The organism is Bradyrhizobium guangzhouense (assembly GCF_004114955.1).
Lineage (GTDB): Bacteria > Pseudomonadota > Alphaproteobacteria > Rhizobiales > Xanthobacteraceae > Bradyrhizobium > Bradyrhizobium guangzhouense.
The window spans coordinates 4513984-4540277 of sequence record NZ_CP030053.1; the positions used below are offsets into that span (position 1 = coordinate 4513984).

Sequence of the window (26294 nt, forward strand, 5' to 3'; positions counted from 1 at the left end):
AATGATTTGCCCTATGAACTAGCATCGTGAAACGAATGAACAGGGAGGTCTGGAATGGCACGAATTCAACCTTCGATCAGTCGTCGTTCGCTCATCAAGTCTGGCGTTGTCCTTGCCGGAAGCCAGTTGATCAGCGCCCCCTTTATCGTGAGATCTCTCGCCGACGAGCCGGTGAAGATCGGTATGGTCAATCCCTTGACGGGTGTTCTCTCCGCGCTGGCTCAGAGCGAGGTCGACGGGGCCAAATACGCTGAGGCCGAGATCAACAAGAAGGGCGGCATCCTGGGTCGCCAGGTTCAGCTTCTTGTCGAGGATTCCGCGAACGATGTCGGGACCGGTGTGCAGAAGACCCGCAAGCTGATTGACCGTGACAATGTGGCGGTCATTCTCGGTGACGTCAATTCCGGCATTGCCTATGCAATGTCCCAAGTCACCAACGAGAAGAAGATTTTCCATATCGTCCCTGGCGGCCACACCGATCCGATCACCGGCTCGAACTGCAAATGGAATGTCTTCCGGATCTGCAACACAACGACGATGGACGCCAACGCGGTCACACCGGAGCTGGTGAAGAAGTTCGGCAAGAAATGGTTCTTCATCACACCGGACTACGCCTATGGCCACACGCTTCAAGACGCCTTCATCAAGGCGCTGAAAAAAGCCGGTGGGACTTACGAGGGAGACATGCTCCCGATTAACAATACGGATTTCTCGGCTACTCTGATCAAGGCGAAGGCGTTCAAACCGAACGTTCTACTCAACAACATGGGCGGTCTTACGCAAATCAACTGCATGAAGCAATTCACGCAATTTGGCATGCAGAAGGAAATGGCGCTTGGCGGCGCGCTCTTCGAGCTCGAGAGCATCAAGGGCTGCCCGCCCGATGCGCAGGCTGGATGGTGGGCGATGGAATGGTGGTGGAATCAACCGAACGTGCCGGAGGTCGTCAAGTTTGTGAGCGACTTCCGCGCCGCCACGAAGAGGACGCCCTCAGCGCGCGACTGGTTCGGCTACGTGGCGATGCATACCGTACGCTTGGCGTCAGAAAAGGCGAAGTCGTTGGATGGCCCCAAAATGGCGAAGGCTCTTGAGGATCTCGAGCTGCCGCCGGATGTCGCTCTCCAGCCGGGCAAGGTACGCTACAGGGCGGGAGACCATGAGCTGATGCCGAACATCTTCGTCGGCGAAGTTCATCCGGCAAAATCTTCTCCCGACGACGTCTTCAATGCCGAGACGCTGGTGTCTGGCGAGCAGGCGGCAGGCTCGGTGGAAGATACAGGATGCAAGATGGTCGAGCCGGCCTGATCAACAAGCGGAGAAGACATCAGGGCGGAGGACGCGATGATCCAGGTCATATTTTTCAACGTCACTAATGGACTGATCATTGGCGCGTTCTACGTGTTGATGGCCCTCGGCTTGTCGCTGATCCTCAATCTCAGCAACGTCATCAATTTCTCCCACGGCAATTTCCTGGCGCTCGGCGGCTATCTCGCTTTCACGTTGTCGCCGGCGCTGGGTTATTGGGGCGCGTTGCTGGTCGCGCCGCTCATCACAGCGCTTATCGGCCTTGCCGTCGAGCGGCTGATGATCCGCCGCGTTTACAACCGAGACCCCGTTTACAGCCTGTTGCTCACGTTCGGTTTTGCCTTCGTCATGCAGGACATGGCTCGCTATATTTGGGGACCCAATGGCTTGCCGCTGGGATTGCCGGAATTCCTGGCCCAGCCGATCAGCTCAAACCTGTTCTTCATCACTTGGTACCGCGTCTTCATGGTCGCGGTGGTGATCATCGCGGTGCTCGGGCTGTTCGCGTTCCTCCGCTACACAAAAGTCGGCGTCCGCATTCGGGCCGGCACGCTCGATCTTGAAACGGTGGCCTCCCTTGGCGTCAACATCAGCCTCCTGCGAACATTCAATTTCGCGCTCGGCTGCATGCTCGCCGGCCTTAGCGGAGTACTCGCCGCGGGGCAGATCGGGCTCAATCCAAATATGGGTGATGACCTGCTGATGCCGAGCTTCATTGCAATCATTGTTGGTGGCGTCGGCAGCCTGATCGGCACGCTGTTTGGGGGGCTGCTCATCGGCCTCGCGGCGGCACTGACGACCGTCGTCTTTCCCGCCGCGAGCGAGGCGGTCATTTACGCAATTATGATGGTCGTGCTTCTGGTTCGTCCACGGGGCCTGATGGGCGAAGAAGGGATGATGTCATGAGCACGGACGTTAGCCCAGGTTTGCCCACAGCCGCTGTCGCAACGAGCCGTACTCCGCCGTTCCCCCGCTGGATGTTGCTCGTCCTTGTCTGGGCACTTCTGATTGCAGCCCCGTACTGGCTGCCTCTGGTCGGCGGCTACACTGCACTTGCCGGAAAGGTTCTGGTTTTCGGCCTGGCTGCAATGGGCCTGAATCTCTTGTTGGGATTTACGGGCGTGCTGAGTTTCGGGCACGCGGCCTATTTCGGGCTCGGCGCGTATGGCGCGGGTCTCACATTGCGGTACCTCGCGCACAGCACGCCGCTCGCCATGCTTTTAGGGACGTTGCTTGGAGGGCTGGCAGGCACGCTGTTCGGACTCTTGATCGTACGTCGCCGCGGCGTTTACTTTGCGATGTGTACCATCGCATTCGGACAGCTCTGGTACTATCTCGCCTATAGCTGGAACGACTTCACCGGCGGCTTTGATGGCTTGCGCGATTTCCACCGCGAGCAGATTGGATTGGGTCCCTTCAGCCTGGACATCGCCGAGGGCGGCAACAAATTTTACTTCTTCGTGCTCGCTGTGTTTGCGATCACGGTGGGATTGCTAGGTATGCTGGTTCGCTCGCCGTTTGGTCACACCTTGCGGGCGATCCGGGAGAATGAGCGTCGTGCTCGCTTCTTGGCCATTCCTGTCGAACGACAGATCTGGCTGTCTTTCTCGATCTCGTGCTTTGTGACGGCGCTTGCCGGCACGCTCTATGCTCTTTTGAACAACTTCGCCGATCCACTGGCGTTGCACTATTCGCTCTCGGGCTATTTTGTCGTGATGTGCGTGATGGGCGGGATGCGGACGTTCTGGGGCCCGTTGGTTGGCGCGACGGTATTCGTTGTGCTGCAGGACTATATCTCCTCCATGACCGTTAATTGGATGTCCTTTGTGGGTGCGATTTTCGTGCTGGTCGTGCTTTTCTTCCCGCGCGGCCTGCTTGGCATGCGGCGCCAGCGCAGTTCGGGGTGAACATGCTCGAGGTTCGCAACGTTTCCAAACGGTTCGGCAGCCTGGTTGCCGTGAAGGACGTGTCGATGATGGTCGAACGTGGCGAGCTGCGCGCCATCATCGGTCCGAATGGAGCGGGAAAGACGACCTTCTTCAACATGATCAGCGGCTATTTCCCGCCCAGCAGGGGATCAATCCTGTTCAATGGCAAAGACGTGACCGCTGTCCCGCCACACGCGCGGGTTGGTCTCGGCATGGGGCGTACTTTCCAGATCACCGAGGTTTTTCCCGAATTGACCGTCCATGAGAACGTCCTGACTGCGGCGGAGGTCGCGGCGGGGCAGACCTTGCGGATGCTGCCCAACAAGGCCGATGCCAAGATTGCCAACGATGTAGCGATCGAGATGCTTGCGGTCGTGGGAATGAGCGCCAAGGCGGACCGGCTGGTCGGGGAGCTCTCGCACGGCGATCAGAGGACGATCGAGATTGCAATGACGCTGGCGCAATTGCCGCGCCTCCTGCTGCTCGATGAGCCGACCGCGGGAATGGGCGATCAGGAAACGTACGAAATCACCACACTGATCCGCCGCCTGCATCGAGAGCGAAACTACACGATCGTCCTGATCGAGCATGATATGCGCGTGGTCTTTCACCTCGCCGACCGCATCACGGTTCTCGACCAGGGCACCCTGCTCGCAGAAGGGACGCCACAGGAGATCGCCGCTTCCGAAGCGGTGCAAGCGGCCTATCTGGGGGAGACCCAATGAACCCACTCAGCGTGAGGGGATTGCAGACCTTCTACGGCAAGAGCCACATCCTGCATAACGTCGGCCTGGAGGTCCATGAAGGCGAGATCGTCGTCCTGCTCGGCCGGAATGGCGCGGGCAAGACGACAACGCTCCGTAGCATCATAGGGCTGACCCCGCCCCGAGAGGGCAATGTTAGCCTATTCGGAGTCGATGCCACACGGATGTCACCCTATCAGGTTGCGGCGCTCGGTGTGGGCTATGTTCCCGAAGGACGCAAGATCTTCGCCAACCTGACCGTTGAGGACAATTTGCGAGTCCCGGTCACGCGCCCGGGTCCGTGGACCATCGATCGCGTCTTTCAGACCTTTCCGCGGCTTGCCGAACGCCGGGGAAATCGCGGTCGGCAACTGTCGGGCGGCGAGCAGGAGATGCTTTCGATCGCGCGTGCGCTGCTCCTCAATCCAAAACTGCTGCTGCTGGACGAGCCAAGCCAAGGCCTTGCCCCATTGATCGTAAAGGAGGTGTTTCAGATCATACAGACCATGCGGCAAGAGGGCATTTCAGTCCTGCTGGTCGAGCAGAATGTGAGGATCGGTCTAACCGTTGCTGACCGCGCCTATGTGCTGGATGACGGCGCCATCATCTATAGCGGCAGCGCTTCCGAGCTCGCCAATGACGAGGAACGCGTCCGTTCCATGGCGGGCGCGAGCGCAAACGAGTGGGCGATGAGCTAGCTCGGCAGAGCGAGACGCCCGCGAGCGGCAGGCGCTGTCGCTGAGCTTTATCGAGGCGACAATCTCGGCAAACTACTCCTCCACCTTGAGCCGCTATGAGCCCCATTGATGTCCCGTTGCCCATTAGCCAAGCAGGCCCCCACCTCACGTCCCTCGCAGCAGCCTTGTGTGCTGGATTCCCGCTGGGCAGCTTGGCAGAAAACTTGACCCGCCCCATGCAGTTTCGCGTGCCGCCACAAGGGCTACCATCTTGGGTGCAGGATCGTGAAAAATTGTACTCTGGCGTACAAATTCGATTCTGCTGTTAGCGGGGGAGCGACCCGCCCCCCGACATCAACCTTCTTCATCGTTGAGCTAAACAGCAGACCTACGCGATCGACGAAATGAAGGCCGATCCGACCTCCGCGCGACAAAAACGGGATCGGCTTCTCGGTCGCAGTGGTTCGATCGCGTTGTCCGCATCACGGCTCGTGACCGCCTGCTCAGACTTGCCGTCGATAGATTTTTCTGGATCTCCCGGTGCACACGTCGTGCACACGAGACCCTCTAAGCGATTGAATAAATTGAACTGTCGCTTCAATCCATCATGGGAGCCGTGGAAAATCTGCGATCTAAGCTATTCATTTTGCTGGGATATTTTGACTTCGGTCGACCCTTTAGGTGATTGGACCGATTGAGAAATCTGGTTTGAGCAAGCTTCCGCGGCTTGGCACTTCTAGGACCATATATGCATGAATTGGAAGCGGAAATCGCTACTTCGGATTCTCTGTGCACACGTCGCCTGCGCGGGAGCGAGAGTGCGCACGTCACTCATATGACGTGGGTCAGAGATCCTTGAGAGCGACGGGCGGGCTTCGGTTATACTCATTCCGCAATGTGAGTATACTTCGCATGTTCATGCTGCGCCCATACAATCGCGGACCATTTACTCTCGGCAATATCAGGATTTCTGACCCTTTTGGCGGCTGGCACGCAAATGCTAATGAGACACCGTCATGCGACGAATGAATACGAAGGAGCTCGAAAGGCAGGCAAAGGGGGTGGCCACCCTGATGCGCATGTTCGCCAATGAGCATCGGCTGCTCATCGTCTGCAAGCTGGTCGAATATGGCGAGGCCAGTGCCGGTACGCTTGCCGAGGATGTCGGACTATCCGCCTCGGCGCTGTCACAGCACTTGACCAAGCTGAAGGCGGAGGGCGTCGTCGCCGTTCGACGCGACAGTCAAACCATGTGGTACCGCATCGCCGACCGGCGGGTCGAAGAGCTGTTCGCGACCTTGCACCGGCTGTTCTGCGGCCCGCGCAAGCGCTGAGCTTTCGACGCGCAGCCTAGCTGCGCTTCTGCTTCGCTTCCGCCGATTCAATCCACCAGAAGAATAGCGCGGCACCGACGGCAAGGGCCGCGAACCAGGCGATGTCCGGGATGTGCGTGACATCCGGAAGGCGGACCTTGCCCAGCGCCCAGACGTTGAGGACATGCGCCTTCAACCAGTCGAAGCTCAGCGCGTAGAGGATGGCGCCGGCGACCATGCCGAGTGCGCCGACAAGCGCGTGCACGCTGCCGGTGGCGATCGCGCCGAGCGCCGTGCCCGGACAATAGCCGTAGACCACCATGCCGATGCCGAACAGCGCGGCGCCGAGCGCGACCGCCAGCATGTTGGCGTCCTTCACGTAGTACTTCGTGTTGCCGGTATCGACGAGCAGCAGCACGCCGAGCCCGCCGACCACGATCGCCGTGCCCATCACCTTGAGCACGGTGAAGTCGCGCAGTCGAAACTGGTTCTCGATCACGTTGCAGTTCGTCACCTTGCCACGTTGCAGCAGGAAGCCGAAGGCTGCTCCCATCCCGAGCGGCCCGAGGATTGTCATCATCGCAGTCATCTCGATTCTCCTTTACGGCTTGCGGAACAGGAGCGCGGAAATGCCGAGCCCGGTGCCGAACATCACCGCCAGGAACAACCAGCTCGACACCGCGAGTTGCAGACCGCCGGAGATGCCGTGTCCGCTGGTGCAGCCGCCGGCAAGCCGCGCGCCGTACATGATGACGATACCGCCAAGAAACGCGCCGACGAAGCGCTTGGCGATCGACGGTCCGAACCGCTCCTTCCAGACCTCAGGCACGAGCTCGAGCCGCCACGTGCCCGACATCACCGCCGCGATGAACGCACCTGCGGGAATGCCGACGAGAAACCAGACGCCGTAGTCCCATTTCAGCGGCATGCTCTTCCAGTAGGAATTCTGCGCCACCGCCTCCGGCCCGATCACAGGAACGGCGAACAGCGAGGCGACGCGCGAATAGGCGGTGGTGACGCCGAGCGGGTCACCGAACACTGCAAAGGCGATCCAGCTCAAGAGCCCGATCCCCGCGCCGACGAGATAAGGCGACCAGTCGATCCGCGCGGTGCGCGGCGCTGGCCGAACATAGCTTTCCGTGATGGTGGTCATGTGTGTCTCCCCGACAGCGGCTCGACCGGTCCGCATCGGGGAAAATCATATTCAAGAAACATAATTTAGCAAAGCCTAAAGTATTAGGCGCGCGGAGAACCGACCGCTTGCTGCGGTTGCGACAGGCCGGCCCGATCGACCAGCAGATCGGTGAGCCCCGCCCCCAGCCACATGCCGCCGAGCACGAGCCAGGCGGTGAGCGCGAATACGGAGGCTCCGGTCACACCGGCGCCGACCGCACAACCGCCGGCGAGCATCGCGCCGAATCCCATCAGCACCGCGCCGAGCGGGTAGCGGCGCATGCCGAGCCCGTCCGAAAACCCCTCGAGCTTGAGTTCATGGGCACCGGCCGCGGCGACGAACGAGCCCAGGAACACGCCGGGGATGATGCCGAGGTCGAAGCCGAGCCGGAGCTGCGGGCTGTTCAGGAACAGCATCAGCAACTCGGCCGATGGTCCGCTGAAGGTGAGGCTTTTCAGCGTCACCGGCGCGAACGAGGCCTGCGAGAGCTGGTAGGTGAAGAGCCATCCGGCGACGACGGCCACGCCCGTGGCCAGCGCTGCAAGGATCAGGCGCCGCGGCAGATGGCTGCGAAGCGCGAAGGCGAGCCCCGCGATCAGCCACAATCCGCCGAAGGCGAGCTTCTCGGGCGTCCCGCCGCCGAATACCGCCATGATGTCGCGCGAAGGGCCACCGTCGACCAGCCACAGATTGGTCACCCATTCGCGCGCGGGCGACAGCAGGCCGCGATAGGAGGCCTGCGCGGTGACCGCAAACACCAGGCCCGACAGCAGCGCCCTGAGATTGCCGTTGGCGGAGAGCACGAGCAGCCGGCTGGCGCAGCCGCGGGCGAGGATCATGCCGCAGCCGAACATGACGCCGCCGACCAGCGCGCCGGAGATGCTGCCCTGCTGCGCGAGCTGGCGCGCCTCGGACACGTCGAGGAAGCGGAGCGCGACCAGCGCCTGGGTGCCGACCAGCGCCGCCGCAAAGGTCAGGAGCCACACCGCAAGGCGCGGGCCGCCCTCGCCGCGGGAGAATTCGACCGCCGCGGCGCGCAGGCAGAATCGGCTGCGCTGGGCGAAGAAGCCGAAGAGGCCACCGACCAGAAGGCCGCCCAGCCATGACAGCCGGTCTTCCCCGAAGAGGTCGATGAGTGTCGTCAGCACGGCCGTCTCGGTTCCCTTGAGATCCGCTAACCTACCGCTCGTTACGGCCGCGCCATATGAGCCAAATCAAGGCTCGCGCGCTCACGGGCGCAGATAGGCATATCCCTGCTGTTGCAGCTCGGCGAGCCGCACCACGCCGCCCTTCTCGGCCACCACGAAGCCGGGCGTGAGGTCGTCCAGCTTGACGCCCTGCGCCTTCATGGTGTTGGCACAGGCGTCGAACCCGACGCCTGCGTCGGCAAGCTTCTTCATCATCTCGATGGTGTGATCATCGGCGGCGAGCGCATGGAAGGCGCGGAGTGCCGGTCCATGCACGACCAGCCTGATATCGGCCTTGCCGGGCCCGCCGACGCCATCGACATGGTTCTGGATGTTGCCGAGCACAAAGACGACGCGGTCGGCGTCGGCGAGGTGATAGACGACGCGCTGCCGCGCCGGCGCTTCCGTCGCAGCACTCGCCTCGCGTACGGCAAGAGCGCCGAACAGTCCGGCAAGGCTCGCGCGAAGCATGGATCGACGCTGCATGGTCCCTCCTATCGGGTCTGCTTGATGAACTCGGCGATGCGGTCGGCGACATCTTCCGCGAACAGGTCGCGGAAGAAATGATCGGCATCCTCGATCTTGTCGAGCTGCACCCGGCCGCCGCTCGAATCGGCAAGCGGTGCGAAGGACGCTACCACATCGGGCACGACCGTATCCTTGGTTGCGGCGAGCACCAGGACGGGCAGCTTCATGCGCGCCACCAGCGCCGCAGTGTCCTGCGCAGCATCGGCGACATAGAAGGACGCAAAGGCGCGCGCCGTCACCACGGCGTTGCGGCAATAGATGAAGCCGGGCACGTCCATCCACTCTCCGCCGCGTCCCGCTGCGACGGCCTTCGTCGCCTGCTCCAGGAACGGCTCGAGCGGCTTGCCATACGTCTGGGCGTAGGAGGCGCGCAAATCGGCCTCGGCCTTTGCGGTCGCCGGCGCCAGCAGCACCGCACCCGCTACCGGCGACGTCTCGTTCGCCGCCAGATAGCGCGCAACCTGGTTGCCGCCGCGCGAATGACCGAACGCGAAGACCTGCCGCGACATGGCCTTCGCCTTCTCGACCCAGGCGCCGATCTCGGCAACAGCGTCCCCTGCGGTATGGTCGTGCCGGACAGCGCAGTCATACATGCCCTTGCGGCGATCGATCCCCAGCGACAGCGTATGGGCGAGCGAAGCGATGCCGCGCTGCTCGAGCGCCTTGGCTACGCCCTGAATGACCTCCATGTCCTTGTGCGCAAGGGTGCCGTGGGTCATCACGACGAGCGGCGTGTCCGGCCCCATCGCGGCTGGCGTGCGCAGCGTCGCGAGCGTCGTGCGGCCGTAGACCGACAGTTCCAGCTCCTGCTCGGCCGCGCCAGCAGGCCGGGCGAGAAGGAGCAAGACCGCCAATCCCATCAACCATCGCATCGGCGGCTCTCTCCCTATGGCCGGACGATCGTCCAGCTCTTTTCGGCAAGCTCCATCAGCATGGCAACCCCGACCTGGGTGACGCTGATGCCTTCGATCAGCGGCGGTCGTTTGCCTTCCTTCGCCGTGAGCGTTTCCAGCGTGTTGCCGCAGGCGACGAAGCTCACATTAGGCATCGATTTCAGGAAATTCACCAGGCGCTCCTTCACTGGCGAGCGATCCTCGAGCAGCATGTCGAGGCCGCCATTGAAGGCGACAACCACGATCTCGACGTCCTCGCCTTGCCCTGAATAATGCCGCGACACGTTGGCCGCAACATCGAGGACCGCGCGCATCTTGACCGGGTCATCGTCGCTGATCTGCAGCGCGAGCCTGTGCGACTCCGCCGCCCGGGACGGGGCCGCGAGACTTGTCACGATGAAGGCCGCTGCGAGCAGACCGCGAAGCATTCCACGGCGGCTCGCCCGGCCCCTTCTCACTCCACGCCCCGCGGCTTTCCGTCCTTGCCGTCCTCAGGCGTCACATCGATGACCGCGGCGCGCCCGGTGATCTTCACCGGCGCGATGCAATCCTTCATGCAGGGGTCCTTCTGCCAGAACGACCTCTCGCTGGTGGCGCGATCGTCCATCACAAAACCCTGCTCGTTCGGCATCTTGAGCGTGGCGAGGTTCTTGTTGGTGAGCTCGAAGTTCTGGTCGGTGACGACGTCGTTCAGGTAGAGGACATAGGCGACCAGCGCATAATATTCGTCGACCGAGAACGACTCCGCATTGCCGTAGGGCATGGCGTGACGGACATAATCGAACACGGTCGAGGCATAGGGCCAGTAGGAGCCGACCGTCTTGACCGGATTGTCTGACGTCAACGAGCCCTTGCCGCCCGCCAGCACCGGCCAGCGGCCGTTGCCCTCGCCGAACTCGCCATGGCAGGTCGAGCAATTGTCCATGAACAGCTTCTCGCCCTGCGCGACGGTGCCCTTGCCTTCCGGCAGGCCCTGGCCGTCGGGCCGCACGTCGATATCCCAGCCGCGGATCTCGTCCGCGGTCGGCGCACGACCGATGTGATAGCGCGGACCGCCCCTGGCGTCTGCCTTCTGTTGCGCGAGCGCCGGTGCGACCAGCGCGCAAGCGAGCAGCGCGGCTGCGATGAAATTAGGCGACTTCGACATTCTCGACCTCACCATTGGCCTGCACATGCCAGGTCTGGATGCCATTGTTGTGATAGATGGAGTTGACACCGCGAATCTTGCGCAGCTCGGCCTTGCTCGGCTGCACATAGCCGGTCTCGTCCTGGACGCGCGATTGCAGCAGCAGCGGCTCACCGTTCCAGTCGAACTCGTAGTAGAAGCGCGTCAGCGCCTTGTCGAGAACGGGACCATCCAGCCGCGCCGGCCACCAGTTGCGGCCACCGTCGAGCGATACGTCGACGCGCTTGACCTTGCCGTTGCCGCTCCAAGCGAGCCCGGAGACGATGGTGAAGCCCTTGCCGTGCTTGATCGGCGCCTGCGGGCTCGGACTCGTGATGACAGACTTGGCGTCCATCGACCAGGTGAAGCGGCGCGCCTTGCCGTTCGGCAGCAGGTCCGTGTATTTCGACGTCTCCTCGCGAGTGTGCCAAGGCTGGTCGCCGACCTTGATGCGGCGCAGCCATTTGACCCAGAGATTGCCCTGCCAGCCCGGGACCACGAGCCGCATCGGATAGCCCTGCTCGGGATAGAGCGCCTCGCCGTTCATCTTGTAGGCGATGATGCAGTCATCGAGCGCCTTCTCGATCGGCAGGCTGCGATCCATCGCCGCCGCATCGGCGCCTTCGACAAGCAGCCACTTGCCATTGGTTTTGACGCCGGCTTCCTCCAGCAGCGTGCGCAACGACACGCCGGTGTACTGCACGCAGTGGATCATGCCGTGGGTGAACTGGCAGCCATTGAGCTGCGCGCCGCGCCACTCCATGCCTGAATTCGCCGCGCACTCCATGAAGTGGATGCGGTTGACGCGCGGATAGCGCTTCAGCTCGTCCAGCGTCAGGATCAGCGGCCGCTCCACCAGCCCGTGGATCATCAGGCGATGATCGGCCGGATCGATCTCGGCGATGCCGCCATGATGCCGCTCGAAACAGAGGCCGTTCGGCGTGATGATGCCTTCGAGCTCGTGAAGCGGCGTGAAGCTGACCGAGGACTCGCGAGAGGCCGTCAGCCATTCGACATCGCGCCGGATGACCTCCTTCTCGAACTTCGACGGCTTGCCGTAGGGGCGCACGGCGACGCCCTCACCGAGCGACTTGCTCCATTCAGGCACGTTGGGCGGCTGGTTCGCGGGATTGCCGGCGCCCGCAAGAGCGGGCTTCGCGAGCACCGATGCCGCAACACCGGCGCCAGCGGCCAGGAAACTGCGTCGGGATTTCCGGGGACTGTCCATCTTCGACATCGCTTCTTACGCTCCGGTGACTTTGACCGCTCGGTTGGGTTCGAGGCGAACCGTCTTCTGTCGGGTGAGATAGTTGGCTACGACCTCCCAGATTGGCGGCCCTTCGGTTCCTTCGTTGACGCTGGCCCAACCGGCGACCTGATATTCCCTGGCGGGATCGATCGGCGCACCGGTCTTCAGCAACTGCATGTCCGAGATGCGACTACCTTGCGGCTTCGTGACATCGATCGCGTAAGACAGCCCGCCGATCCGCACCATATCGCCGCCCTGCTGGTAATAGGGATCGACGTTGAAGAGATTGTCGGCGACGTCCTCGATGATCTCCTTCAACCGCGAACCCGTCATGCCCATGCGGTAGACGGCCGGATACGTGATCGCGGTCGCATTGGTGACGTCCTCGAAGGTGATGTCCTGCCCCGGCAGCACGCTGGTGCCCCAGCGGAAGCCCGGCGACAGCGCGATCTCGGCGTCGCGCTCCTGCATCAACGCCTGGCAGATCAGGTCGTCGAACGTGCCGTTGAAATTGCCGCGGCGGTAGAGCAGCGAGTCCGTCTTGCCGAGGACCTTGGACAGGTCGGACGCAAAGGGCTTGCGCACCTCGGCAATCTTGGCGGCCATCTCGGCGTCCGCCGCGATGACGTCGGAAAACAGCGGGATGAGCTTGTAACGGAACGCCTTCACCTCGCCATCGCGGACGTCGAGGTCGAGCCGCGACACGAACTTGCCGGACGAGCCCGACGCGATCAGCAGCGTCTTGCCGACCTTGACCGCCTCGGGCAGCGCGTCATGGGTGTGTCCGGTCAGGATGACGTCGATGCCCTTGACGCGGCTCGCAAGCTTGCGATCGACGTCAAAGCCATTGTGCGACAGCAGCACGACGAGCTGCGCGCCATCCTTGCGCGCCTTGTCGACCTGCGCCTGCACGTCCTCTTCACGGACGCCGAACGACCAGTTCGGAATCATCCAGCGCGGATTGGCAACGGGCGTATAGGGGAACGCCTGGCCCAGCACCGCGATCTTGACGCCGCCGCGCTCGATCATGGTCGAGGCGTCGAACGCCGCCTCGTTCCACTCGGTGTCGCGGATGTTGAGGCCGAGGAACGGGAAGCCGAGGCCTTCGATCGCCTGCTTGACGCGCTCGGTGCCGTAGGTGAATTCCCAGTGACCGGTCATCGCGTCGGGCTTGAGCAGCGCCATGCAGTCGATCATGTCCTGGCCGCGCGTCTTCAGCGAGGACCACGAGCCCTGCCAGGTATCGCCGCCGTCGAGCAGCGCGACCTTGTCGCCGCGCTCGGCGCGGATCGCCTTGATCACGGTGGCGGCGCGATCGAGGCCGCCGATCCGGCCGTAGCTCTTGGCGAGCGCCTCGAAATCCTCCGACGTCAGGGCATAGGCCGCGGACGAACCGGGCGCGATGCCGAAGCGCGCAAGAAACTCCTTGCCGGTGACGTGCGGCGGAAGGCCCTTGGCATCGCCGACGCCGAGATTGGTCGAGGGCTCGCGGAAATAGAGCGGCATGAGCTGGCCATGAATGTCGGTCACATGCACCAGCGTGACGTTGCCGAGCGGCTCGAACGCCAGCAATTCCTTCTCGGTCAGACGCTGCTGCGCGACCGCCCGGGTCAGGTCCGAACCCACACCGGCCGAAAGGGCGGCCGTCGCGGCAGCAACCTGAATGAACTCGCGGCGAGAGATCATGCCCGATGCTCCTGCATGCTCATCGTTTCAATTGCGTACCGACGGCGTCTCGACCGGCAATCCGATGCCGCGCCAGGCGACATAGAGCTCAAGCGCAAGGAATTCGTCCGACAGCGGCTTGAACGGCTCGGCGCGCACGTCGAACATGCAGCCTTCGAAGCGCTCATGCAGCGGCACCAGGCGCTGGTCGCGCAGTCGATAGGTCGGAAAGCCATTGGTCTGGCCCTGGCTCAGGAAGTCGGCCCGCATGAACTTGCCGTTGTTGCGCTCATGACAGGACTCGCAGGCGAGATCGAGCTGACCGTAGCGCGTGTAATAGATCTGCTTGCCGCGCTCGAACCAGGGCGACATCGGCCCGTCAGTCTTCACCGTCACGGGCATGCCGTGCGACTGGTAGCGCACGAAAGTCGTCATGTCGGTCAGCTCCTGCGATTTGAATTTCCAGGGCTCCGCCTTCATGTGCTCGCTGCGGCAGATGTTGATGCGCTGCTCAAGATTGACCGGCTTCTTCAGCCTGTCATCCCATTTCGGCATGGCGGCGCCGACGCCCTTCATGCTGGTCTCGGCCTCGCCGTGGCAGCTCATGCAGGACTTGCCCTCGCTGCCCTCGACCTTCTTCCAGACGTCCGCCGCGCGCTCCACAGCGAGGAAACCCGGATTTTCGAGATCGTCGTCCTGCAGTGCGCGAGTCTCCTTGCTGCGAAACTCGTAGCCGGAGATGATGGTCTTGAAGACGTGGCCAGGCGGCGCCGGGATGCCCTTGCGCTCGGCCTCCTCTGCAAAGGCGACCGTCGCGATCGATGCGGCGGCCACGATCGCAGCGGCTATCCCAACATATCGTGGCGCCATCCGAGCCTCCCTCAATGCGCGATGCGCATCACGCCTTGAGCGCGATCTTCTCTTCGGCGGTGATCACGGTGCCGTCGTCGTCGGTCCAGGAGAACTTGAACGTTCCGGCCTCATCCAGCTTGGCGTCGAACTGGATGTAGGGATTGGCCGAGATCGCCGGCTCCAGCGCGCAAGAAAACACCGGCTTGCCGTTGAACTCGCAGGCGAACTTGTTGATGATCTTGCGCGGAATGGTCTTGCCCTGCGCGTCCTTGCGCTGGCCCGATTCCATGACATGCGAGACCAGGGTCTTGATCTGGATGACCTCGCCCTTGGTCGCTTCCTTCGGAAGCTTGATGCGCGGTTTGTCTGCCATCTTTTCTCTCCTCAGCCCTCAGCCGCCGCAGCCGCCGATGGTGACCTTGACGGTCTTCTGTTCCGTGAACAACGAGCCGTCGCTCATCTTCGCGATCGCAACCACGTTTTGCGTGGCCGCGAGCCGGATGCGGATCGAGGCTTCCGCCTTGCCCGACAGCGGCGTGAAGGACAACGTCGCGACGCCCGCGTTCGGGTTGCCGTCCGCAATGATCATGACGTCCGTGACGTAGGAGACCGCCGTCATCGGGCTTTCGATGTTGATCGACAGCGGCACGGTGTTGCCGTTCTCCGCGATCTCCGGCAGGTCGAGCGAGATCTTGCCCTTTGCGGGCTGCTTGCCGGCCGTGAACTTCTCGATCCACTTGGCCGCGTCGTTCGTCACTTCGGCATCGGCCGCCATGGGCATCAGGGTCAGCATGACGAAGCCGCCCCCGAGCGCAAAAGCCTGCCGTCGATTGATGGCCTTCATTCCTGGTCCTCCTCGCCGTCAGTTCAGCGTCTTGAGAAAAGCAACGACGTCCTCGACTTGCGCGGCCGTCAAAATCGACTTGCCGACGAATTCCGGGCGCACCCGGCTCAAGCCGTCGTTCCTAAAGAACGCGGGCATGACCGTGTTGGTGAAGATGCGCTTGGGGTCGGCGACGATGAGGCGCAATTGCGCCTCGGTATAGCGGCCGGCCACGCCATCGAGCGACGGACCGAACTCGCCGTGGAATTCCTCGGATTTCAGGCTGGTGACCTGGTGGCAGGCCAGGCAGTTGCCGAGCGTGCGCGTCAGGAACACCTTCTTGCCGGCCTCGGCATTGCCGGGCGTGCCGGTCAGGGACTTCGGCAGCGAGTCATTGACGACGTCGAGCTTGATCGGCGCCACGGCCGGCTGCTGGGCAAGAGCGCCTCCGGCCGACAGACACAGTGCAAACGCAGCCACAAGCGAGCGCCGCATGTTCCCTACCCTTATAGCGGGGTGACGCCCGCTTTTGATCGCGATGGATTCACAGTCCATCAAATTCAATTATGATGATATGTTCATATAAACGACGGCGTCAAGCGAAATTCGCGAAACGCTCTCCGCTAGCCATTTGCGCCGAGGAAATCCCTGAACGAGCCGCGCTCATAGGCCCGCTCCCGCACGAAACGAAACATCGACAGGAAATGCGGCGGCTTGAGATAGCCCGGTGCCCGCGCCACTTCCCGAGCCATCGCCTCCTTCGCCTCGATCCCATCGGACGACGGCGGAAAGAACTGAAATGTCGGGGTGAACCTGATCGCGTATTTCTGGGCGAGCTCCTTCTCGGTCAACTCCTGGCGGTCGAAATCCGTAACCTTACGGGAGCCGATCAGATTGAGCTGCAATACCTCGAAATTGTCGCGGATGTAGGTCGTGATGCCGGCATCGGCAAAGTTCACCAGATGCGTTTCGCGACAATAGGGACAGCCGCGCAGCTCCCACATGATGGCGAGGCGCTTGCCGCCGGCGGCCGCGCTGTCGAGGTCCTCGCGCAGATCGAGGAAGCTCTGCAGGAACCAGGGCTCGTGATAGATTCCGTCTTCGCCGAGCGCAGGCTCAGCGGCCGCCGCGCCGCGGCCGGCGGCGAGAGCCGCGCCCGAGGCCAGGGCAAGAAAGCCGCGCCGCGTCGGCGCTCGAAGCATCATCATGGATTTGTGCTTTGGAAGATCTTGCGCGTCCGTCATTTTCATTATGATATTCAAATACACGAATGTGACAAGGATTTCCGATCTTGCGCTGCATTATCGCCCTCTTGGCATGGCTGGCTTCGACCGCGCTCGTTCTGGGCGTCGAGGCCGGTAAATCTGCTGATTTCGGATCGGCGATGGCGCCGATCATGGCCAATCTGCGCAGCGCGGCCGGCTATGCGCGCACCGGAAACATTGCGCTGGCCCAGATGGAGACCGACGAGGCGGTGGCCATTTGGAAACGCCTGGAGCCGAACGCCTCCGGTTCCCTGCCCGCTTACGCGCCAGCCGCGGTATCGGATTTTCTCGACCGGGGGCACGAGCGGTTGACTGCAGCAACGCGCGCACTCGACAGCGGAGACAATATCGCCGCCGGCCGCGAGCTACTTGCGCTTCGCCAGTCCTTTCATGACCTAAGGCGTCATGCGGGCCTCTACGATCTCGGCGACTGCGTCTTCGAGATATCACCAGCGATGGAGAAGCTGCGTGTTGCCGCCACGCGATACGGCGAGCAACCCGCAGCTGCAAACGCCGAGGACACCGTCGCAGCCGCAAGCACGTTCCGCGATCGTCTGCAGCGCTGCAACGAATGGGCAAGTCCAGAGATCGCAGAGAAGAGCGAGTTCCGCCGCCTGATCGACGGCGCGATCGCGAGCAGCGGCGAGATCGCGCATGCGGCGATGGCCGGCGACGGCCCGCTCGTGCATCGCTACCTGATCGAGCTGCAGTCCTACGCCCAGCTGCTCGATTTTCGCTACGGCTAACCGATACTGGTCAGCCCGGGGAATCGCTCCAGCAGCCATTCAGAGACCGCCGGCATCAGACCGGTCAGGAACATCAGGCCGGTTGCGACCAGAAAGACGCCCATCGTCTTCTCGACCAGGCCGAGATGCCGGCGCGCGCGGCCAAGCAGCGCTATGAAACGACCGGTGAAGGCGGCCGCGATCAGGAACGGAATGCCGGTCCCGACCGAATAGGCCGACAACAGCAGCGCGCCGCGTCCGGTCGTGTCCTCTGAGCCTGCCATCAGCAGGACCGCGGCAAGGATGGGCCCCGCGCAGGGCGTCCAGCCGAAGGCAAAGGCCAGCCCCATGACGAAGGCCCCCGCCACGCCGGCCGGCCGATGATCGACCTGCACGGTCGCGCTGCGATAGAGCAGCGGAATCCTGATGACGCCCAGAAAATGCAGACCCATGACGATGATCAGGCCGCCGGCTACCATGCCGAGGGTCGACAGATGCGCAGAGACGAAGCGACCCGCGATCGATGCGGTCGAGCCGAGCGCGACGAAGACCAGCGAAAAGCCCGCCACGAAGGCCAGCGCCGCGACCAGGATACGCGGCCGCAGATCCGGCCTGTCGCCGGACAGATCCGTGACCGACACGCCAGCCATGTAACACAGGAAGGGCGGCACCAGGGGGAGGATGCAGGGCGACAGAAACGACAAGAGCCCCGCGACAAAGGCCGCGCCCAGCGTGACGTCCAAGGTCATTGCGCCTCATCCCTAGCACATATACGAATTTAATGATATAAAGCGCCCAGGATGTCCAGAGGCCCGTGACCTCATGAACCGAATCATCGCCCTGCTCGCCGTCACCGTCGCGCTCGCGCTGTCCGCGACGGGATCGCGCGCGGCCGAGCTCGTCATGTTCGAGCGCCCCGGCTGCGTATGGTGCGCGCGCTTCAACGCCGAGATCGCGCCGATCTACGCCAGGACCGAGGAAAGCCAGGCCGCCCCGCTGCGCCGGGTCGACCTGAACAGCCCCCTGCCCGCCGATCTCGCCGGAATTGATCCGGGCGCCTTCACCCCGACCTTCGTCGTGGTAAAAGAAGGCCGTGAGATCGGGCGCATTCGCGGCTATCCGGGGGATGCCTTCTTCTTCGGCCTCTTGGACCGGATCCTGTCCAGCACAGGGTCGGAACCAGCCAGATCGTGACCGCTCTTTGGATCTTGCTTAGGGAATTTGACGCGATGCCATTGCCAAAGCTGAAGGAGATCGAGGGCTCCGCCGAGCTCGAGCAGATGATCGAGAAGGCGCGCGAGGCGAGCGACATGCTCAAGGCGCTGTCGCACGAGTCGCGGTTGCTGCTGCTCTGCATCCTCGCCGAGGGCGAGAAGTCGGTGACCGAGCTCGAGCAGTTCCTGGGCGAGCGGCAGTCGACCGTCTCGCAGCAGCTCGCGCGGCTGCGACTCGATCGGCTGGTGACGACGCGCCGCGACGGCAAGGCGATCTACTACAGCCTCGCCAACGAGGACGTTCGCAAGATTCTCACCGCCGTCTACGACGTGTTCTGCGAGCCAGTGCGCCGGCGCCGCCGGTAACTTTCCGCTCTGGATTTTCGTACCCCTCAGGCGCAAACTGCCCAAAGAGGCAGAGTAAACATTTCGTGGGAGGAATGCTCAGTCCGTCGACCATAGCGTTTGCATGCGGGCTTGCCGCCGGCGCCGTGCTCGGCGTTGCCGGCCGCGCCGGCCGTTTCTGTACGCTCGCGATGCTCGAGGATGCATTCTTCGGATCGGATTATCGCCGGCTGAAATCCTTTGCGCTGGCTGCAGCCGTGGCCCTGCTCGCAACCCAGGCGCTCGCCGCGCTCGGCATCGTCGACCTGTCGCGGTCGATCTATCTGACGGCATCGATCGGCCTTGGCGGCGCGATCATTGGCGGGCTGATGTTCGGCGTCGGCATGGCGCTGGTCGGCACCTGCGGCTTCGGCACGCTGGTGCGCGTCGGCGGCGGTGATCTCCGCGCCATCGTGGTCTTTCTCGTGCTCGGCCTGTCGGCGCTCGCGACCATGCGCGGCATCACCGGCATGTTGCGCGTGGCGCTGATCGAGCCCTTGTCGCTGCGGCTTCCCGAGGGAAGCACGCAAACGCTGACGTCGCTGCTTGGCGCAGGCGGCACGGCTCGCGCGGTCCTCGTGATAGCGATTGCCGCTGCGCTTGCGTTTTGGGCGCTCGCAGACGGCAGGCTGATCCGCTCGCCGCGGCTCCTGGTCTCCGGCCTTGCCGTCGGCGTCGCGATCGCGTTCGGCTGGTTCGCGACAGGGTGGCTCGCGGACGACGAATTCGATCCCGTGCGGGTCTCCTCACTCACCTTCGTGGCCCCGCTCGGCGACACCATCCTCTATGTCGCAACTTTCTCCGGCGCACGGCTGAATTTCGGCATCGGCTCCGTCGCCGGCGTCGTGGCGGGCTCTTTTGCCGCAGCGATGCTCGCGCGCGGCTTCCGCTGGGAGGCCTGCGACGACGCGCGCGAATTGAAGCGTCACATGACCGGCGCGCTTCTGATGGGTATCGGAGGCGTCATATCGATGGGATGCACCATCGGCCAGGGCTTGACCGCGTTCTCGACGCTCGCCGCCTCGGCGCCGATTACCATGCTGGCGATTGCCTGCGGAGCTCGACTGGGGCTCGAGTTCACGATGACCGGCGAGTGGTTGCCAGCAGTGCGCAAGCTGTTCGGCGTCTCGATGTAGAAGGCGGCGGCCTCGCCGATCTCGACTATCCTGCCCAGGTACAACACCGCGATCCAGTCGCTGATGTAGCTGACAGCGGCGAGGTTGTGCGCGACGAAGATATAGGTGAGCTGAAATTCCCGCTTGAGCTTACCGAGCAGATTGAGCACGTGCGATTGGACGGATACGTCGAGTGCCGACACCAGCTCGCCGCAACGACCCGTTTCGGCAACAACCTTGCTGCATTGGTCGGAGCGGCGGTGCTGTCACACCGCGATCGTGCTGTCCACCATCGGCAACATCGCGGACTGACTAATGTCGGCAACTGAGAAGCCGGCGGATATCTCGAAGCGGCCGGCCTCGATCCGCCACGCTTGCGCACGCGTGTCGAAATAGGAAAACGCACGTGGCGGCAAGGCGAGAGTGAGTTCGCGCCGTTCAGCCGGATCGAGCGTCACCTTGGCGAAGCTCTTCAACTCGCGCAGGGGACGGGCAACCGACGCCTCGGATCGCCGACATAGATCTGTACCACCGTGCTCCCGCGCCGCCGGCCGGTGTTGGTCAGCGTCACTGCGACACGCGCTCCCGTTCCGTCTCCGGCGGCGGTCAAATCTGACAGGGCGAAGGTGGTGTAGCCGAGCCCGTGACCGAAGGCGAACATCGGCGCAATGCCGTGACGATCGTAGTGCCGGTAGCCGATAAACACGCCCTCGGCATAGTGAACCCTGCCGTCCTCGCCGGGATAAACTGCGGATCCTCGCTCCAGGACAGATTGCCCTGCCAGCGAGTGGGAAAGGTCTGCGGCAGACGGCCCCCCGGCTCCGCTGCACCAAACAGAACGTCCGCGATTGCGTTGCCGGCCTCTTGTCCGGGGTACCAGGCCTGCAGGATCGCCGGTGCGTCACGCATCCACGTCGATGCAACCGGACCGCCGGTTTGCAGAACGACGATCGTGTGCCTATTGGCGGCCAGCACCGCCTCGACCAGTTCGTCTTGGCGGCCCGGCAAGGTGATCCCGTCAAGGTCACTGCCTTTCGTATCCCATTCGCCGGAGCGCCCGACGAATACGAGAGCGGTCTCGGCTGCTGCGGCAGCCTTTGCGGCCGCGGCGATATCGGCGTCGCCGAGGGGACGGCCGATGCCGGCGCGCAAGGCCGAAAAGCGGAGATTGTCGAATCGCTTCGAGCCGAATTCGATCACGGCCAATGTGAGCAGGCTTGTGGCACAAGTGAAGGACTTGAATTTCCCAGGCAGGCGGCGGACGAGTGCTGACGAGCGGTCTCGCTGCGCCGCCAAACGGCGCGTGAGTTGGCCTCAGTCAGGCAGTAATCACGCAGCGCCGCTAAGATAGAGCCGCTTGACGATATCGTTGCCCCGCAATTCGTCCACCGAGCCGGCCGAGACGACGATCTCGCCATGGACAATGATATAGCCACGGCCGGCGATCCGGATCGCTTGGTTGAAGTTCTGCTCCGCCATCAGCACCGTCAGGCCGAGATGCTGATTGAGCTCGCCTATCTTGGTGATCGTCTGCGAGACCAGGAGCGGCGAGAGACCTACCGAAGGTTCGTCGACCAACAACAACCGTGGCGACGACATGAGGGCGCGCGCAATGGCCAGCATCTGCTGTTGCCCGCCCGACATGGTGCCCGCCAGTTGCGCCTGCCGCTCCTTGAGAACGGGAAACGTTTCGAAAGCGACCGCCAGGTTGCGGTCGATATTGCGCCTGGCAGCCTTGCGGAACGCGCCGAGCATCAGATTTTCCAGCACGGTCAACCGAGGGAACAACCGCCGGCCTTCTGGAACCATTGCTACGCCGAGGTCGACGATCTCTTCCGTCGAAAGACGGGACAGATCGTGCGTGGCTCCGTCAATCGTCAAAGAGATGACGCCGCGTTGCGGCCGCACCAGGCCCGCGATGCACTTCATGAGCGTGCTCTTGCCATTGCCGTTGGTGCCGAGCAAGGCGACGGTTTCGCCGGCATCGACATGGAGCGAAACGCCGCGCAGCGCCTTCACGGCGCCGTAACCCGCATCAAGGTCGTTGATGGCCAGGCTAAGTGCCAAGATAGGCCTCCTGCACCCGTTTGTCGGCCATGACTTCGGACGGCGCTCCGATTGCGATGATCCGGCCGGCATCAAGGCACATGACACGCTCGGAGAAGCGCATCACTGCCTGCATGATATGCTCGATCATGATGATGGTGATGTCCCGGCTTGCGAGGTTCAACAGCAGGTCCAACACCTCGTCGACCTCCGAGCTGGAAAGGCCCGCCATGGCCTCGTCCGAAATCAGCAGCTTGGGGTGCGTCGCCATCGCACGCGCGAGTTCCATCTTGCGCAATTCCACCTGACTGAGCTGCGTGGCGGAGACGTTGGCCTTCGACCCCAGCCCCATTTGATCGAGGATCGACATCATGGTGTCCCGGCGCTGCGCCACAGAGACGTGCTCGTGCGCGGCGAAGTCGAGTGCGACCATGAGGTTTTCGGCAACCGTCATGCTCCGGAACGGCCGCGGAATCTGGAAGCTGCGGGCAATGCCCCGGCGCGTGCGCAGGTGAGGCTGGAGCGGCGTAATGTCCTCGTCGCGAAACATGATGGTGCCGGGTTCAGTGCGAAACGCGCCGGAAATGCAGTTGATGAGTGTCGTCTTGCCGGAGCCGTTCGGACCGATCAGACCGAAGCGCTCGCCGGGCCTGATATCGACGCTGACGCTATGGAGCGCTGTGAACCCGCCAAAGCGCTTCGTGAGCGCACAAATCCGTAGCAGCGGCGCCTGGGTCTCGGAGAGGCTCATATCTTCCCCTCCTTTCGGTTGGCGCGCAGCTTTTTGATCAGGCCGACGATACCCTCCGGTGCGCCCACGACGAACAGCACCAGCATCAAGCCGAGCACTAGCAGATTAACTTCCGACGAGATCGTGACGGTCAGCACTTGTTGCGTCGTGCCGAGCAGGATCGCACCGATGATGGGCCCAGCCCAATGCGCGGTTCCACCGATCAGCGACATCGCCAGCGTCGTGACGGAGTAATTGAGATTGAACGCCGACCCCGGGTCCGCGTATTGCAGGTACATCGCGGCAGGGGCGCCGACAGCGCACATCAGCGACCCTGAGATCACGCAGGCGAGCAGCTTCAACCGCAAGGTCGGCACGCCCGTGCATTCGGCCGCAAGTTCGTCGTCCCTGAGCGCCTGCAAGCCGCGACCGATCCACGAATTCTGGATGTAACGCGAGATCGCAACCGCCAGGACCACGAGGACAGCTTGGACGAAGAACAGCATTTGAACATAGCTGTCGAACGGTGGGGTCACTGCCGGCCGCTGGATCTGAATGCCCGCCGCCCCACCGACATATCGCCAGTTCGTGACCGTCGTCTCGATGACGATCGTCAGGGCAATCGTCGCGATCGAGAAGAAGATGCCCTGCATGCGAAGCGTCAGAAGACCGAGCGCAAGCCCCATGAGCGCGCCGATCGCGGCGCCGGTCAGGATCTGCACGGGAAGCGGCGCACCAAAGGCAGTCACCATAAAGACCGAGGCATAGACACCAACGCCGTAAAACGCGCTGGTGCCGAAATTCACATAACCCGCATAACCGCCAAGGATACTCCATGCAACGGCGAGCGCGATGGATTGCAGGATGACGTAGCCGGCGAAGAACGGATATTGGTTATCGACGACCTGGGTCATCACGAGGACGGCAGCGAGAAAGATGATCGCTCCGATCCAGAAGGCAACGCCGTTGCGTTTCATGATCGCCTGCCAAACAGGCCCTGTGGCCGCACGGCCAGAATGGCGAGCAACATCGCAAAGGAAATCGCCGGAGCCCAGGAAGCGCCGAACAGGGTAAGGACAATCGACTCCGCAACGCCCAGAATGATGGCGGCGACGAGCGTGCCTCCGAGGCTGCCGAGCCCCGCCATCACCACGACGCAGAATGTGCGTCCGATATAGGCGCGGTCGAGCGTTGGGTCGACGGGAGAAACGATGATGAGCAAGGCACCTGATATCCCGAGCACGGCGGTGGCGATCCCAAAGGCCCACTGCTTGACCTTGATCGGGTTGGCGCCCATCAACCGCAGTGCTTCCTGATCTTGCGCCACCGCGCGGATGGCGCGGCCCATGAACGTCCGCGACAGATACAAGGTGAGCAACATTGTCAGCACAGTCGCGACAGCGAAGGCAACGAGAAGCCGGTACGGAATGCGGATATCACCGAGCCGCCATGCCTTGCCGATATAGCTGGCAGAGACGGAACGTTGGTCGACGCCGAATTGCAGAATGATCAGCACCTCGATGATGAAGGCGACGCCGAAGAAGAAGGCAATGCCGCGCACGGCGGCGTCGCTGCCCCGCTTCTCGAACGTCTCGTAGTACAGGCGATAGGCCGTAAGCCCTAACAGGAAGAATATCGGCGTGATCACCAGCCCGGCGACCAGCGGATCAACCCCATAGTTCTCGTTGAGGAAATACACCGCATAGGACGCCAGCACCAGAAACGCCGGATGCGCTACATGGGGGACGTCGAGCAATCCAAACGATACCGACAACCCGAGGCTGACCGCTCCGTAAAAGCAGCCGAGCAACACCCCGATCACCACCGCATCGAGCAGCAGATCCAGTGAAAACAATTGAGGTCCCCCTTGGCCCGGCTCGAGAAGCGCCCTCGAGCGGCCCGCACTGGAGTATTCGAACTTGCGGCCCGGGATGACTTTTCCCGGGCCGCCTCGAGACACGCGGCCTATGTTCGCGCCGCCTCAAACGGAGCCACCAGTTCGCCGGACTTCAGATGGTCAGGAAACAGGATCACCTGTTTGCCGGAGCTACGAAACTGTTCGATGTTCTTGTCCACGACGCCACGGAACTGAGCCTGCAACACGGCTGTTTCCTTCCGCTCGCCGTCGGCCGAAAACGCGATCGGACCGACGATGGTCTTGTGTGTGTTCTCACGCAGATATTTTGCGAGTGCCTTTTGATCCAGCGACCCCACGGCACTGATGGCCTGCTCGGTGAGCTGGCCGCTGGCATAGCCGAACGGTGCCAGATAGTAGCCGAGCGGGTCGATCTTCGCTTCCACAGCCCGCTTGGTGTACTTGTCGAAGAACTCCCTGGTTCCCTCGAAGTACATGCTCTTCTCGGGAAGCCAAGTGTTGTAGTTGACAACGCCGTTGAGCAGCGAGCCCATATTCTCCATCACGGCACCAAACTGAAGGCCGACCATGCCGCCGCCGAAAACCTTGACGCTGTCGCCGATGCCGATCTCGTTGACGGCGCGCAGAATGCCGGTGGAGTCCGGCGGATAGGACGCGACGTAAACGATGTCGGGCTTGGTCGCCTTGAGCGCGCGGATGATGCTGGAAAACTCGACCGTGTTCGGCGGATAGGCCTGGTCGAACACGATCGGCAAGTTGCGCTTGGTCGCGACCTCGCGCGCGGTCTTCGCCAGATTCTGCGCGAATTCCTGGTCAGCCGAAAGCAGCGCCATGGATTTTCCGCCAGCCTTCTGGCCGATATCGAGATACGAGGTCGCCCAGCTGTCAGCCGGTCCCCACGGCGCGTTGTTGAACCACATATCGTGGCCGACCTTGCTGTTGACCTGGAAAGAGAAGTTTCCGATCAGCAGAAGCCCACGCTGTTTGACCATCGGCATGATCGGCGCCGTCGGTACCGTCGCATACGGCGCGAACAAGAGGTCGACCTTGTCGATATCGATCAGCTTCGAATAGATCGCTGGCGTCTCCGAGGCGCTCGACTTGTCGTCATAGACCACCAGTTCGACCTTGCGGCCGCCAAGTAGCCCGCCTTTGGCGTTGACGTCGTCCCGCCAGATCTCGATGCCGAGCAACGACGCCTTGCCGCCGCCTGCGAGACCACCGGTTTGCGGCATGCTCATGCCGATTTTGATCGGAGCCGCTTGCGCCTGCAACAGGTTCGCCCCGAGCGGGGAAGCAGCGATCGCGGCACCCGCGGACGCCAGCAGGCGACGACGCGAGATCGATCCTGGCTTGGATACCCTCTTCGACATAGGCAATTTCCTCCCTTGTATATTGTTGTTTGGCCTGATCGTGTTTGGCCAGCAGCGTCCCTCG

General features: G+C 62.7%; 32 protein-coding genes. 10 read left to right on the forward strand and 22 right to left on the reverse strand.

Features of this window, described 5'->3' with window-relative positions; genetic code table 11:
* Positions 1-54: 54 nt before the first annotated feature.
* From XH91_RS21860 to XH91_RS21885, 6 genes are all read left to right on the forward strand, one after another.
* On the forward strand, positions 55-1305 hold the full coding sequence (locus tag XH91_RS21860) for an ABC transporter substrate-binding protein (RefSeq protein ID WP_128952480.1): 1251 nt from the start codon (positions 55-57) through the stop codon (positions 1303-1305).
* 111 nt (positions 1306-1416) lie between these two features.
* The gene (locus tag XH91_RS21865; protein WP_245470710.1) at positions 1417-2211 is read left to right on the forward strand and encodes a branched-chain amino acid ABC transporter permease; all 795 of its coding nucleotides are present in this window, start codon (positions 1417-1419) and stop codon (positions 2209-2211) included.
* On the forward strand, positions 2208-3212 hold the full coding sequence (locus tag XH91_RS21870; RefSeq protein WP_245470711.1) for a branched-chain amino acid ABC transporter permease: 1005 nt from the start codon (positions 2208-2210) through the stop codon (positions 3210-3212). The genes XH91_RS21865 and XH91_RS21870 overlap by 4 nt, the downstream gene beginning before the upstream one ends.
* A gap of 2 nt (positions 3213-3214) precedes the next feature.
* On the forward strand, positions 3215-3958 hold the full coding sequence (locus tag XH91_RS21875; protein WP_245477169.1) for an ABC transporter ATP-binding protein: 744 nt from the start codon (positions 3215-3217) through the stop codon (positions 3956-3958).
* Positions 3959-3969: 11 nt separating this feature from the next.
* Entirely contained in the window at positions 3970-4674 is a 705-nt protein-coding gene (locus XH91_RS21880) for an ABC transporter ATP-binding protein (RefSeq protein ID WP_347338583.1), read from the forward strand.
* A 995-nt stretch (positions 4675-5669) separates the two neighbouring features.
* Entirely contained in the window at positions 5670-5987 is a 318-nt protein-coding gene (locus XH91_RS21885; RefSeq protein ID WP_128952484.1) for an ArsR/SmtB family transcription factor, read from the forward strand.
* Between the two features lie 16 nt (positions 5988-6003).
* On the opposite strand, the gene XH91_RS21890 is transcribed toward XH91_RS21885, so the two are convergent.
* The 14 genes from XH91_RS21890 to XH91_RS21955 all read right to left on the reverse strand — a co-directional run bounded on the left by XH91_RS21890 (position 6004) and on the right by XH91_RS21955 (position 16707).
* Positions 6004-6555, reverse strand: coding sequence for a YeeE/YedE thiosulfate transporter family protein (locus tag XH91_RS21890; RefSeq protein WP_128952485.1), 552 nt, complete (start codon positions 6553-6555; stop codon positions 6004-6006).
* Positions 6556-6567: 12 nt separating this feature from the next.
* Positions 6568-7119 carry a YeeE/YedE thiosulfate transporter family protein gene (locus XH91_RS21895; protein ID WP_128952486.1) on the reverse strand — a complete coding sequence of 184 codons (552 nt, stop codon included), beginning with the start codon at positions 7117-7119 and terminating at the stop codon, positions 6568-6570.
* A gap of 83 nt (positions 7120-7202) precedes the next feature.
* Complete coding sequence (locus XH91_RS21900; RefSeq protein ID WP_128952487.1) at positions 7203-8288, reverse strand: YeeE/YedE family protein; 1086 nt, start codon at positions 8286-8288, stop codon at positions 7203-7205.
* Positions 8289-8369: 81 nt separating this feature from the next.
* A complete protein-coding gene (locus tag XH91_RS21905) occupies positions 8370-8813 on the reverse strand; it encodes a DsrE family protein (protein WP_128952488.1) in 444 nt (147 codons plus the stop codon).
* A gap of 8 nt (positions 8814-8821) precedes the next feature.
* Positions 8822-9727: an alpha/beta hydrolase gene (locus tag XH91_RS21910; RefSeq protein WP_128952489.1), complete on the reverse strand. Its 906-nt coding sequence runs from the start codon at positions 9725-9727 to the stop codon at positions 8822-8824.
* Positions 9728-9741: 14 nt separating this feature from the next.
* Entirely contained in the window at positions 9742-10176 is a 435-nt protein-coding gene (locus tag XH91_RS21915; protein ID WP_245477171.1) for a DsrE family protein, read from the reverse strand.
* A gap of 26 nt (positions 10177-10202) precedes the next feature.
* The gene (locus XH91_RS21920; RefSeq protein ID WP_164933726.1) at positions 10203-10895 is read right to left on the reverse strand and encodes a c-type cytochrome; all 693 of its coding nucleotides are present in this window, start codon (positions 10893-10895) and stop codon (positions 10203-10205) included.
* Positions 10879-12150, reverse strand: coding sequence for a sulfite dehydrogenase (soxC, locus tag XH91_RS21925; protein WP_128952492.1), 1272 nt, complete (start codon positions 12148-12150; stop codon positions 10879-10881). The genes XH91_RS21920 and soxC overlap by 17 nt, the downstream gene beginning before the upstream one ends.
* A gap of 6 nt (positions 12151-12156) precedes the next feature.
* Positions 12157-13848 (reverse strand): thiosulfohydrolase SoxB, encoded by a 1692-nt coding sequence (gene soxB, locus XH91_RS21930; protein ID WP_128952493.1) that lies wholly within the window; start codon positions 13846-13848, stop codon positions 12157-12159.
* A 27-nt stretch (positions 13849-13875) separates the two neighbouring features.
* A complete protein-coding gene (soxA, locus tag XH91_RS21935) occupies positions 13876-14697 on the reverse strand; it encodes a sulfur oxidation c-type cytochrome SoxA (RefSeq protein ID WP_128952494.1) in 822 nt (273 codons plus the stop codon).
* A gap of 28 nt (positions 14698-14725) precedes the next feature.
* A complete protein-coding gene (gene soxZ / locus XH91_RS21940; protein ID WP_128952495.1) occupies positions 14726-15052 on the reverse strand; it encodes a thiosulfate oxidation carrier complex protein SoxZ in 327 nt (108 codons plus the stop codon).
* 18 nt (positions 15053-15070) lie between these two features.
* Positions 15071-15523 (reverse strand): thiosulfate oxidation carrier protein SoxY, encoded by a 453-nt coding sequence (gene soxY, locus XH91_RS21945; protein ID WP_128952496.1) that lies wholly within the window; start codon positions 15521-15523, stop codon positions 15071-15073.
* Positions 15524-15541: 18 nt separating this feature from the next.
* Positions 15542-15997, reverse strand: a complete 456-nt coding sequence (soxX, locus tag XH91_RS21950; RefSeq protein ID WP_164933727.1) for a sulfur oxidation c-type cytochrome SoxX — start codon at positions 15995-15997, stop codon at positions 15542-15544.
* A gap of 128 nt (positions 15998-16125) precedes the next feature.
* Complete coding sequence (locus tag XH91_RS21955; RefSeq protein ID WP_430648560.1) at positions 16126-16707, reverse strand: SoxW family protein; 582 nt, start codon at positions 16705-16707, stop codon at positions 16126-16128.
* 86 nt (positions 16708-16793) lie between these two features.
* On the opposite strand from XH91_RS21955, the gene XH91_RS21960 reads away from it, so the two are divergent.
* Positions 16794-17513 (forward strand): hypothetical protein, encoded by a 720-nt coding sequence (locus XH91_RS21960; protein WP_164933728.1) that lies wholly within the window; start codon positions 16794-16796, stop codon positions 17511-17513.
* On the opposite strand, the gene XH91_RS21965 is transcribed toward XH91_RS21960, so the two are convergent.
* Positions 17510-18241: a cytochrome c biogenesis CcdA family protein gene (locus XH91_RS21965; protein WP_128952498.1), complete on the reverse strand. Its 732-nt coding sequence runs from the start codon at positions 18239-18241 to the stop codon at positions 17510-17512. The two genes, XH91_RS21960 and XH91_RS21965, sit on opposite strands and share 4 nt — an antisense overlap.
* A 73-nt stretch (positions 18242-18314) precedes the next feature.
* On the opposite strand from XH91_RS21965, the gene XH91_RS21970 reads away from it, so the two are divergent.
* From XH91_RS21970 to XH91_RS21980, 3 genes are all read left to right on the forward strand, one after another.
* Complete coding sequence (locus XH91_RS21970; RefSeq protein WP_128952499.1) at positions 18315-18686, forward strand: thioredoxin domain-containing protein; 372 nt, start codon at positions 18315-18317, stop codon at positions 18684-18686.
* Positions 18687-18721: 35 nt separating this feature from the next.
* The gene (locus tag XH91_RS21975) at positions 18722-19072 is read left to right on the forward strand and encodes an ArsR/SmtB family transcription factor (RefSeq protein WP_092183595.1); all 351 of its coding nucleotides are present in this window, start codon (positions 18722-18724) and stop codon (positions 19070-19072) included.
* A 74-nt stretch (positions 19073-19146) separates the two neighbouring features.
* Positions 19147-20226: a YeeE/YedE family protein gene (locus XH91_RS21980; RefSeq protein WP_128952500.1), complete on the forward strand. Its 1080-nt coding sequence runs from the start codon at positions 19147-19149 to the stop codon at positions 20224-20226.
* A 245-nt stretch (positions 20227-20471) separates the two neighbouring features.
* Here the strand turns inward: XH91_RS21980 and XH91_RS39435 are convergent, their stop codons facing one another.
* The 7 genes from XH91_RS39435 to XH91_RS22015 form a co-directional block, all read right to left on the reverse strand.
* Positions 20472-20663 carry a fibronectin type III-like domain-contianing protein gene (locus XH91_RS39435; protein WP_245470714.1) on the reverse strand — a complete coding sequence of 64 codons (192 nt, stop codon included), beginning with the start codon at positions 20661-20663 and terminating at the stop codon, positions 20472-20474.
* 148 nt (positions 20664-20811) lie between these two features.
* Positions 20812-21405, reverse strand: coding sequence for a glycoside hydrolase family 3 protein (locus tag XH91_RS39440; RefSeq protein WP_245477360.1), 594 nt, complete (start codon positions 21403-21405; stop codon positions 20812-20814).
* Positions 21406-21534: 129 nt separating this feature from the next.
* Positions 21535-22224, reverse strand: a complete 690-nt coding sequence (locus XH91_RS21995; RefSeq protein ID WP_245477172.1) for an ABC transporter ATP-binding protein — start codon at positions 22222-22224, stop codon at positions 21535-21537.
* A gap of 37 nt (positions 22225-22261) precedes the next feature.
* The gene (locus tag XH91_RS22000) at positions 22262-23002 is read right to left on the reverse strand and encodes an ABC transporter ATP-binding protein (protein ID WP_128952501.1); all 741 of its coding nucleotides are present in this window, start codon (positions 23000-23002) and stop codon (positions 22262-22264) included.
* Complete coding sequence (locus XH91_RS22005) at positions 22999-23958, reverse strand: branched-chain amino acid ABC transporter permease (RefSeq protein WP_128952502.1); 960 nt, start codon at positions 23956-23958, stop codon at positions 22999-23001. Before XH91_RS22005 ends, XH91_RS22000 begins: the two co-directional genes overlap by 4 nt.
* Positions 23955-24836: a branched-chain amino acid ABC transporter permease gene (locus XH91_RS22010; RefSeq protein WP_128952503.1), complete on the reverse strand. Its 882-nt coding sequence runs from the start codon at positions 24834-24836 to the stop codon at positions 23955-23957. The genes XH91_RS22005 and XH91_RS22010 overlap by 4 nt, the downstream gene beginning before the upstream one ends.
* A 110-nt stretch (positions 24837-24946) precedes the next feature.
* Entirely contained in the window at positions 24947-26230 is a 1284-nt protein-coding gene (locus XH91_RS22015; protein WP_128952504.1) for an amino acid ABC transporter substrate-binding protein, read from the reverse strand.
* Between the last annotated feature and the right edge of the window lie 64 nt (positions 26231-26294).

Excerpts from the sequence above, each read along its gene's own strand:
- XH91_RS21860 (WP_128952480.1), top strand. The coding sequence starts at position 55 with ATGGCACGAATTCAACCTTCGATCAGTCGTCGTTCGCTCATCAAGTCT.
- XH91_RS21870 (WP_245470711.1), top strand. The coding sequence starts at position 2,208 with ATGAGCACGGACGTTAGCCCAGGTTTGCCCACAGCCGCTGTCGCAACG.
- XH91_RS21875 (WP_245477169.1), top strand. The coding sequence starts at position 3,215 with ATGCTCGAGGTTCGCAACGTTTCCAAACGGTTCGGCAGCCTGGTTGCC.
- XH91_RS21885 (WP_128952484.1), top strand. The coding sequence starts at position 5,670 with ATGCGACGAATGAATACGAAGGAGCTCGAAAGGCAGGCAAAGGGGGTG.
- XH91_RS21890 (WP_128952485.1), bottom strand. The coding sequence starts at position 6,555 with ATGACTGCGATGATGACAATCCTCGGGCCGCTCGGGATGGGAGCAGCC.
- XH91_RS21895 (WP_128952486.1), bottom strand. The coding sequence starts at position 7,119 with ATGACCACCATCACGGAAAGCTATGTTCGGCCAGCGCCGCGCACCGCG.
- XH91_RS21905 (WP_128952488.1), bottom strand. The coding sequence starts at position 8,813 with ATGCAGCGTCGATCCATGCTTCGCGCGAGCCTTGCCGGACTGTTCGGC.
- XH91_RS21910 (WP_128952489.1), bottom strand. The coding sequence starts at position 9,727 with ATGCGATGGTTGATGGGATTGGCGGTCTTGCTCCTTCTCGCCCGGCCT.
- XH91_RS21915 (WP_245477171.1), bottom strand. The coding sequence starts at position 10,176 with ATGCTTCGCGGTCTGCTCGCAGCGGCCTTCATCGTGACAAGTCTCGCG.
- XH91_RS21920 (WP_164933726.1), bottom strand. The coding sequence starts at position 10,895 with ATGTCGAAGTCGCCTAATTTCATCGCAGCCGCGCTGCTCGCTTGCGCG.
- soxC (WP_128952492.1), bottom strand. The coding sequence starts at position 12,150 with ATGTCGAAGATGGACAGTCCCCGGAAATCCCGACGCAGTTTCCTGGCC.
- soxB (WP_128952493.1), bottom strand. The coding sequence starts at position 13,848 with ATGATCTCTCGCCGCGAGTTCATTCAGGTTGCTGCCGCGACGGCCGCC.
- soxA (WP_128952494.1), bottom strand. The coding sequence starts at position 14,697 with ATGGCGCCACGATATGTTGGGATAGCCGCTGCGATCGTGGCCGCCGCA.
- soxZ (WP_128952495.1), bottom strand. The coding sequence starts at position 15,052 with ATGGCAGACAAACCGCGCATCAAGCTTCCGAAGGAAGCGACCAAGGGC.
- soxY (WP_128952496.1), bottom strand. The coding sequence starts at position 15,523 with ATGAAGGCCATCAATCGACGGCAGGCTTTTGCGCTCGGGGGCGGCTTC.
- soxX (WP_164933727.1), bottom strand. The coding sequence starts at position 15,997 with ATGCGGCGCTCGCTTGTGGCTGCGTTTGCACTGTGTCTGTCGGCCGGA.
- XH91_RS21955 (WP_430648560.1), bottom strand. The coding sequence starts at position 16,707 with ATGATGCTTCGAGCGCCGACGCGGCGCGGCTTTCTTGCCCTGGCCTCG.
- XH91_RS21965 (WP_128952498.1), bottom strand. The coding sequence starts at position 18,241 with ATGACCTTGGACGTCACGCTGGGCGCGGCCTTTGTCGCGGGGCTCTTG.
- XH91_RS21970 (WP_128952499.1), top strand. The coding sequence starts at position 18,315 with ATGAACCGAATCATCGCCCTGCTCGCCGTCACCGTCGCGCTCGCGCTG.
- XH91_RS21975 (WP_092183595.1), top strand. The coding sequence starts at position 18,722 with ATGCCATTGCCAAAGCTGAAGGAGATCGAGGGCTCCGCCGAGCTCGAG.
- XH91_RS21980 (WP_128952500.1), top strand. The coding sequence starts at position 19,147 with ATGCTCAGTCCGTCGACCATAGCGTTTGCATGCGGGCTTGCCGCCGGC.
- XH91_RS22000 (WP_128952501.1), bottom strand. The coding sequence starts at position 23,002 with ATGAGCCTCTCCGAGACCCAGGCGCCGCTGCTACGGATTTGTGCGCTC.
- XH91_RS22005 (WP_128952502.1), bottom strand. The coding sequence starts at position 23,958 with ATGAAACGCAACGGCGTTGCCTTCTGGATCGGAGCGATCATCTTTCTC.
- XH91_RS22015 (WP_128952504.1), bottom strand. The coding sequence starts at position 26,230 with ATGTCGAAGAGGGTATCCAAGCCAGGATCGATCTCGCGTCGTCGCCTG.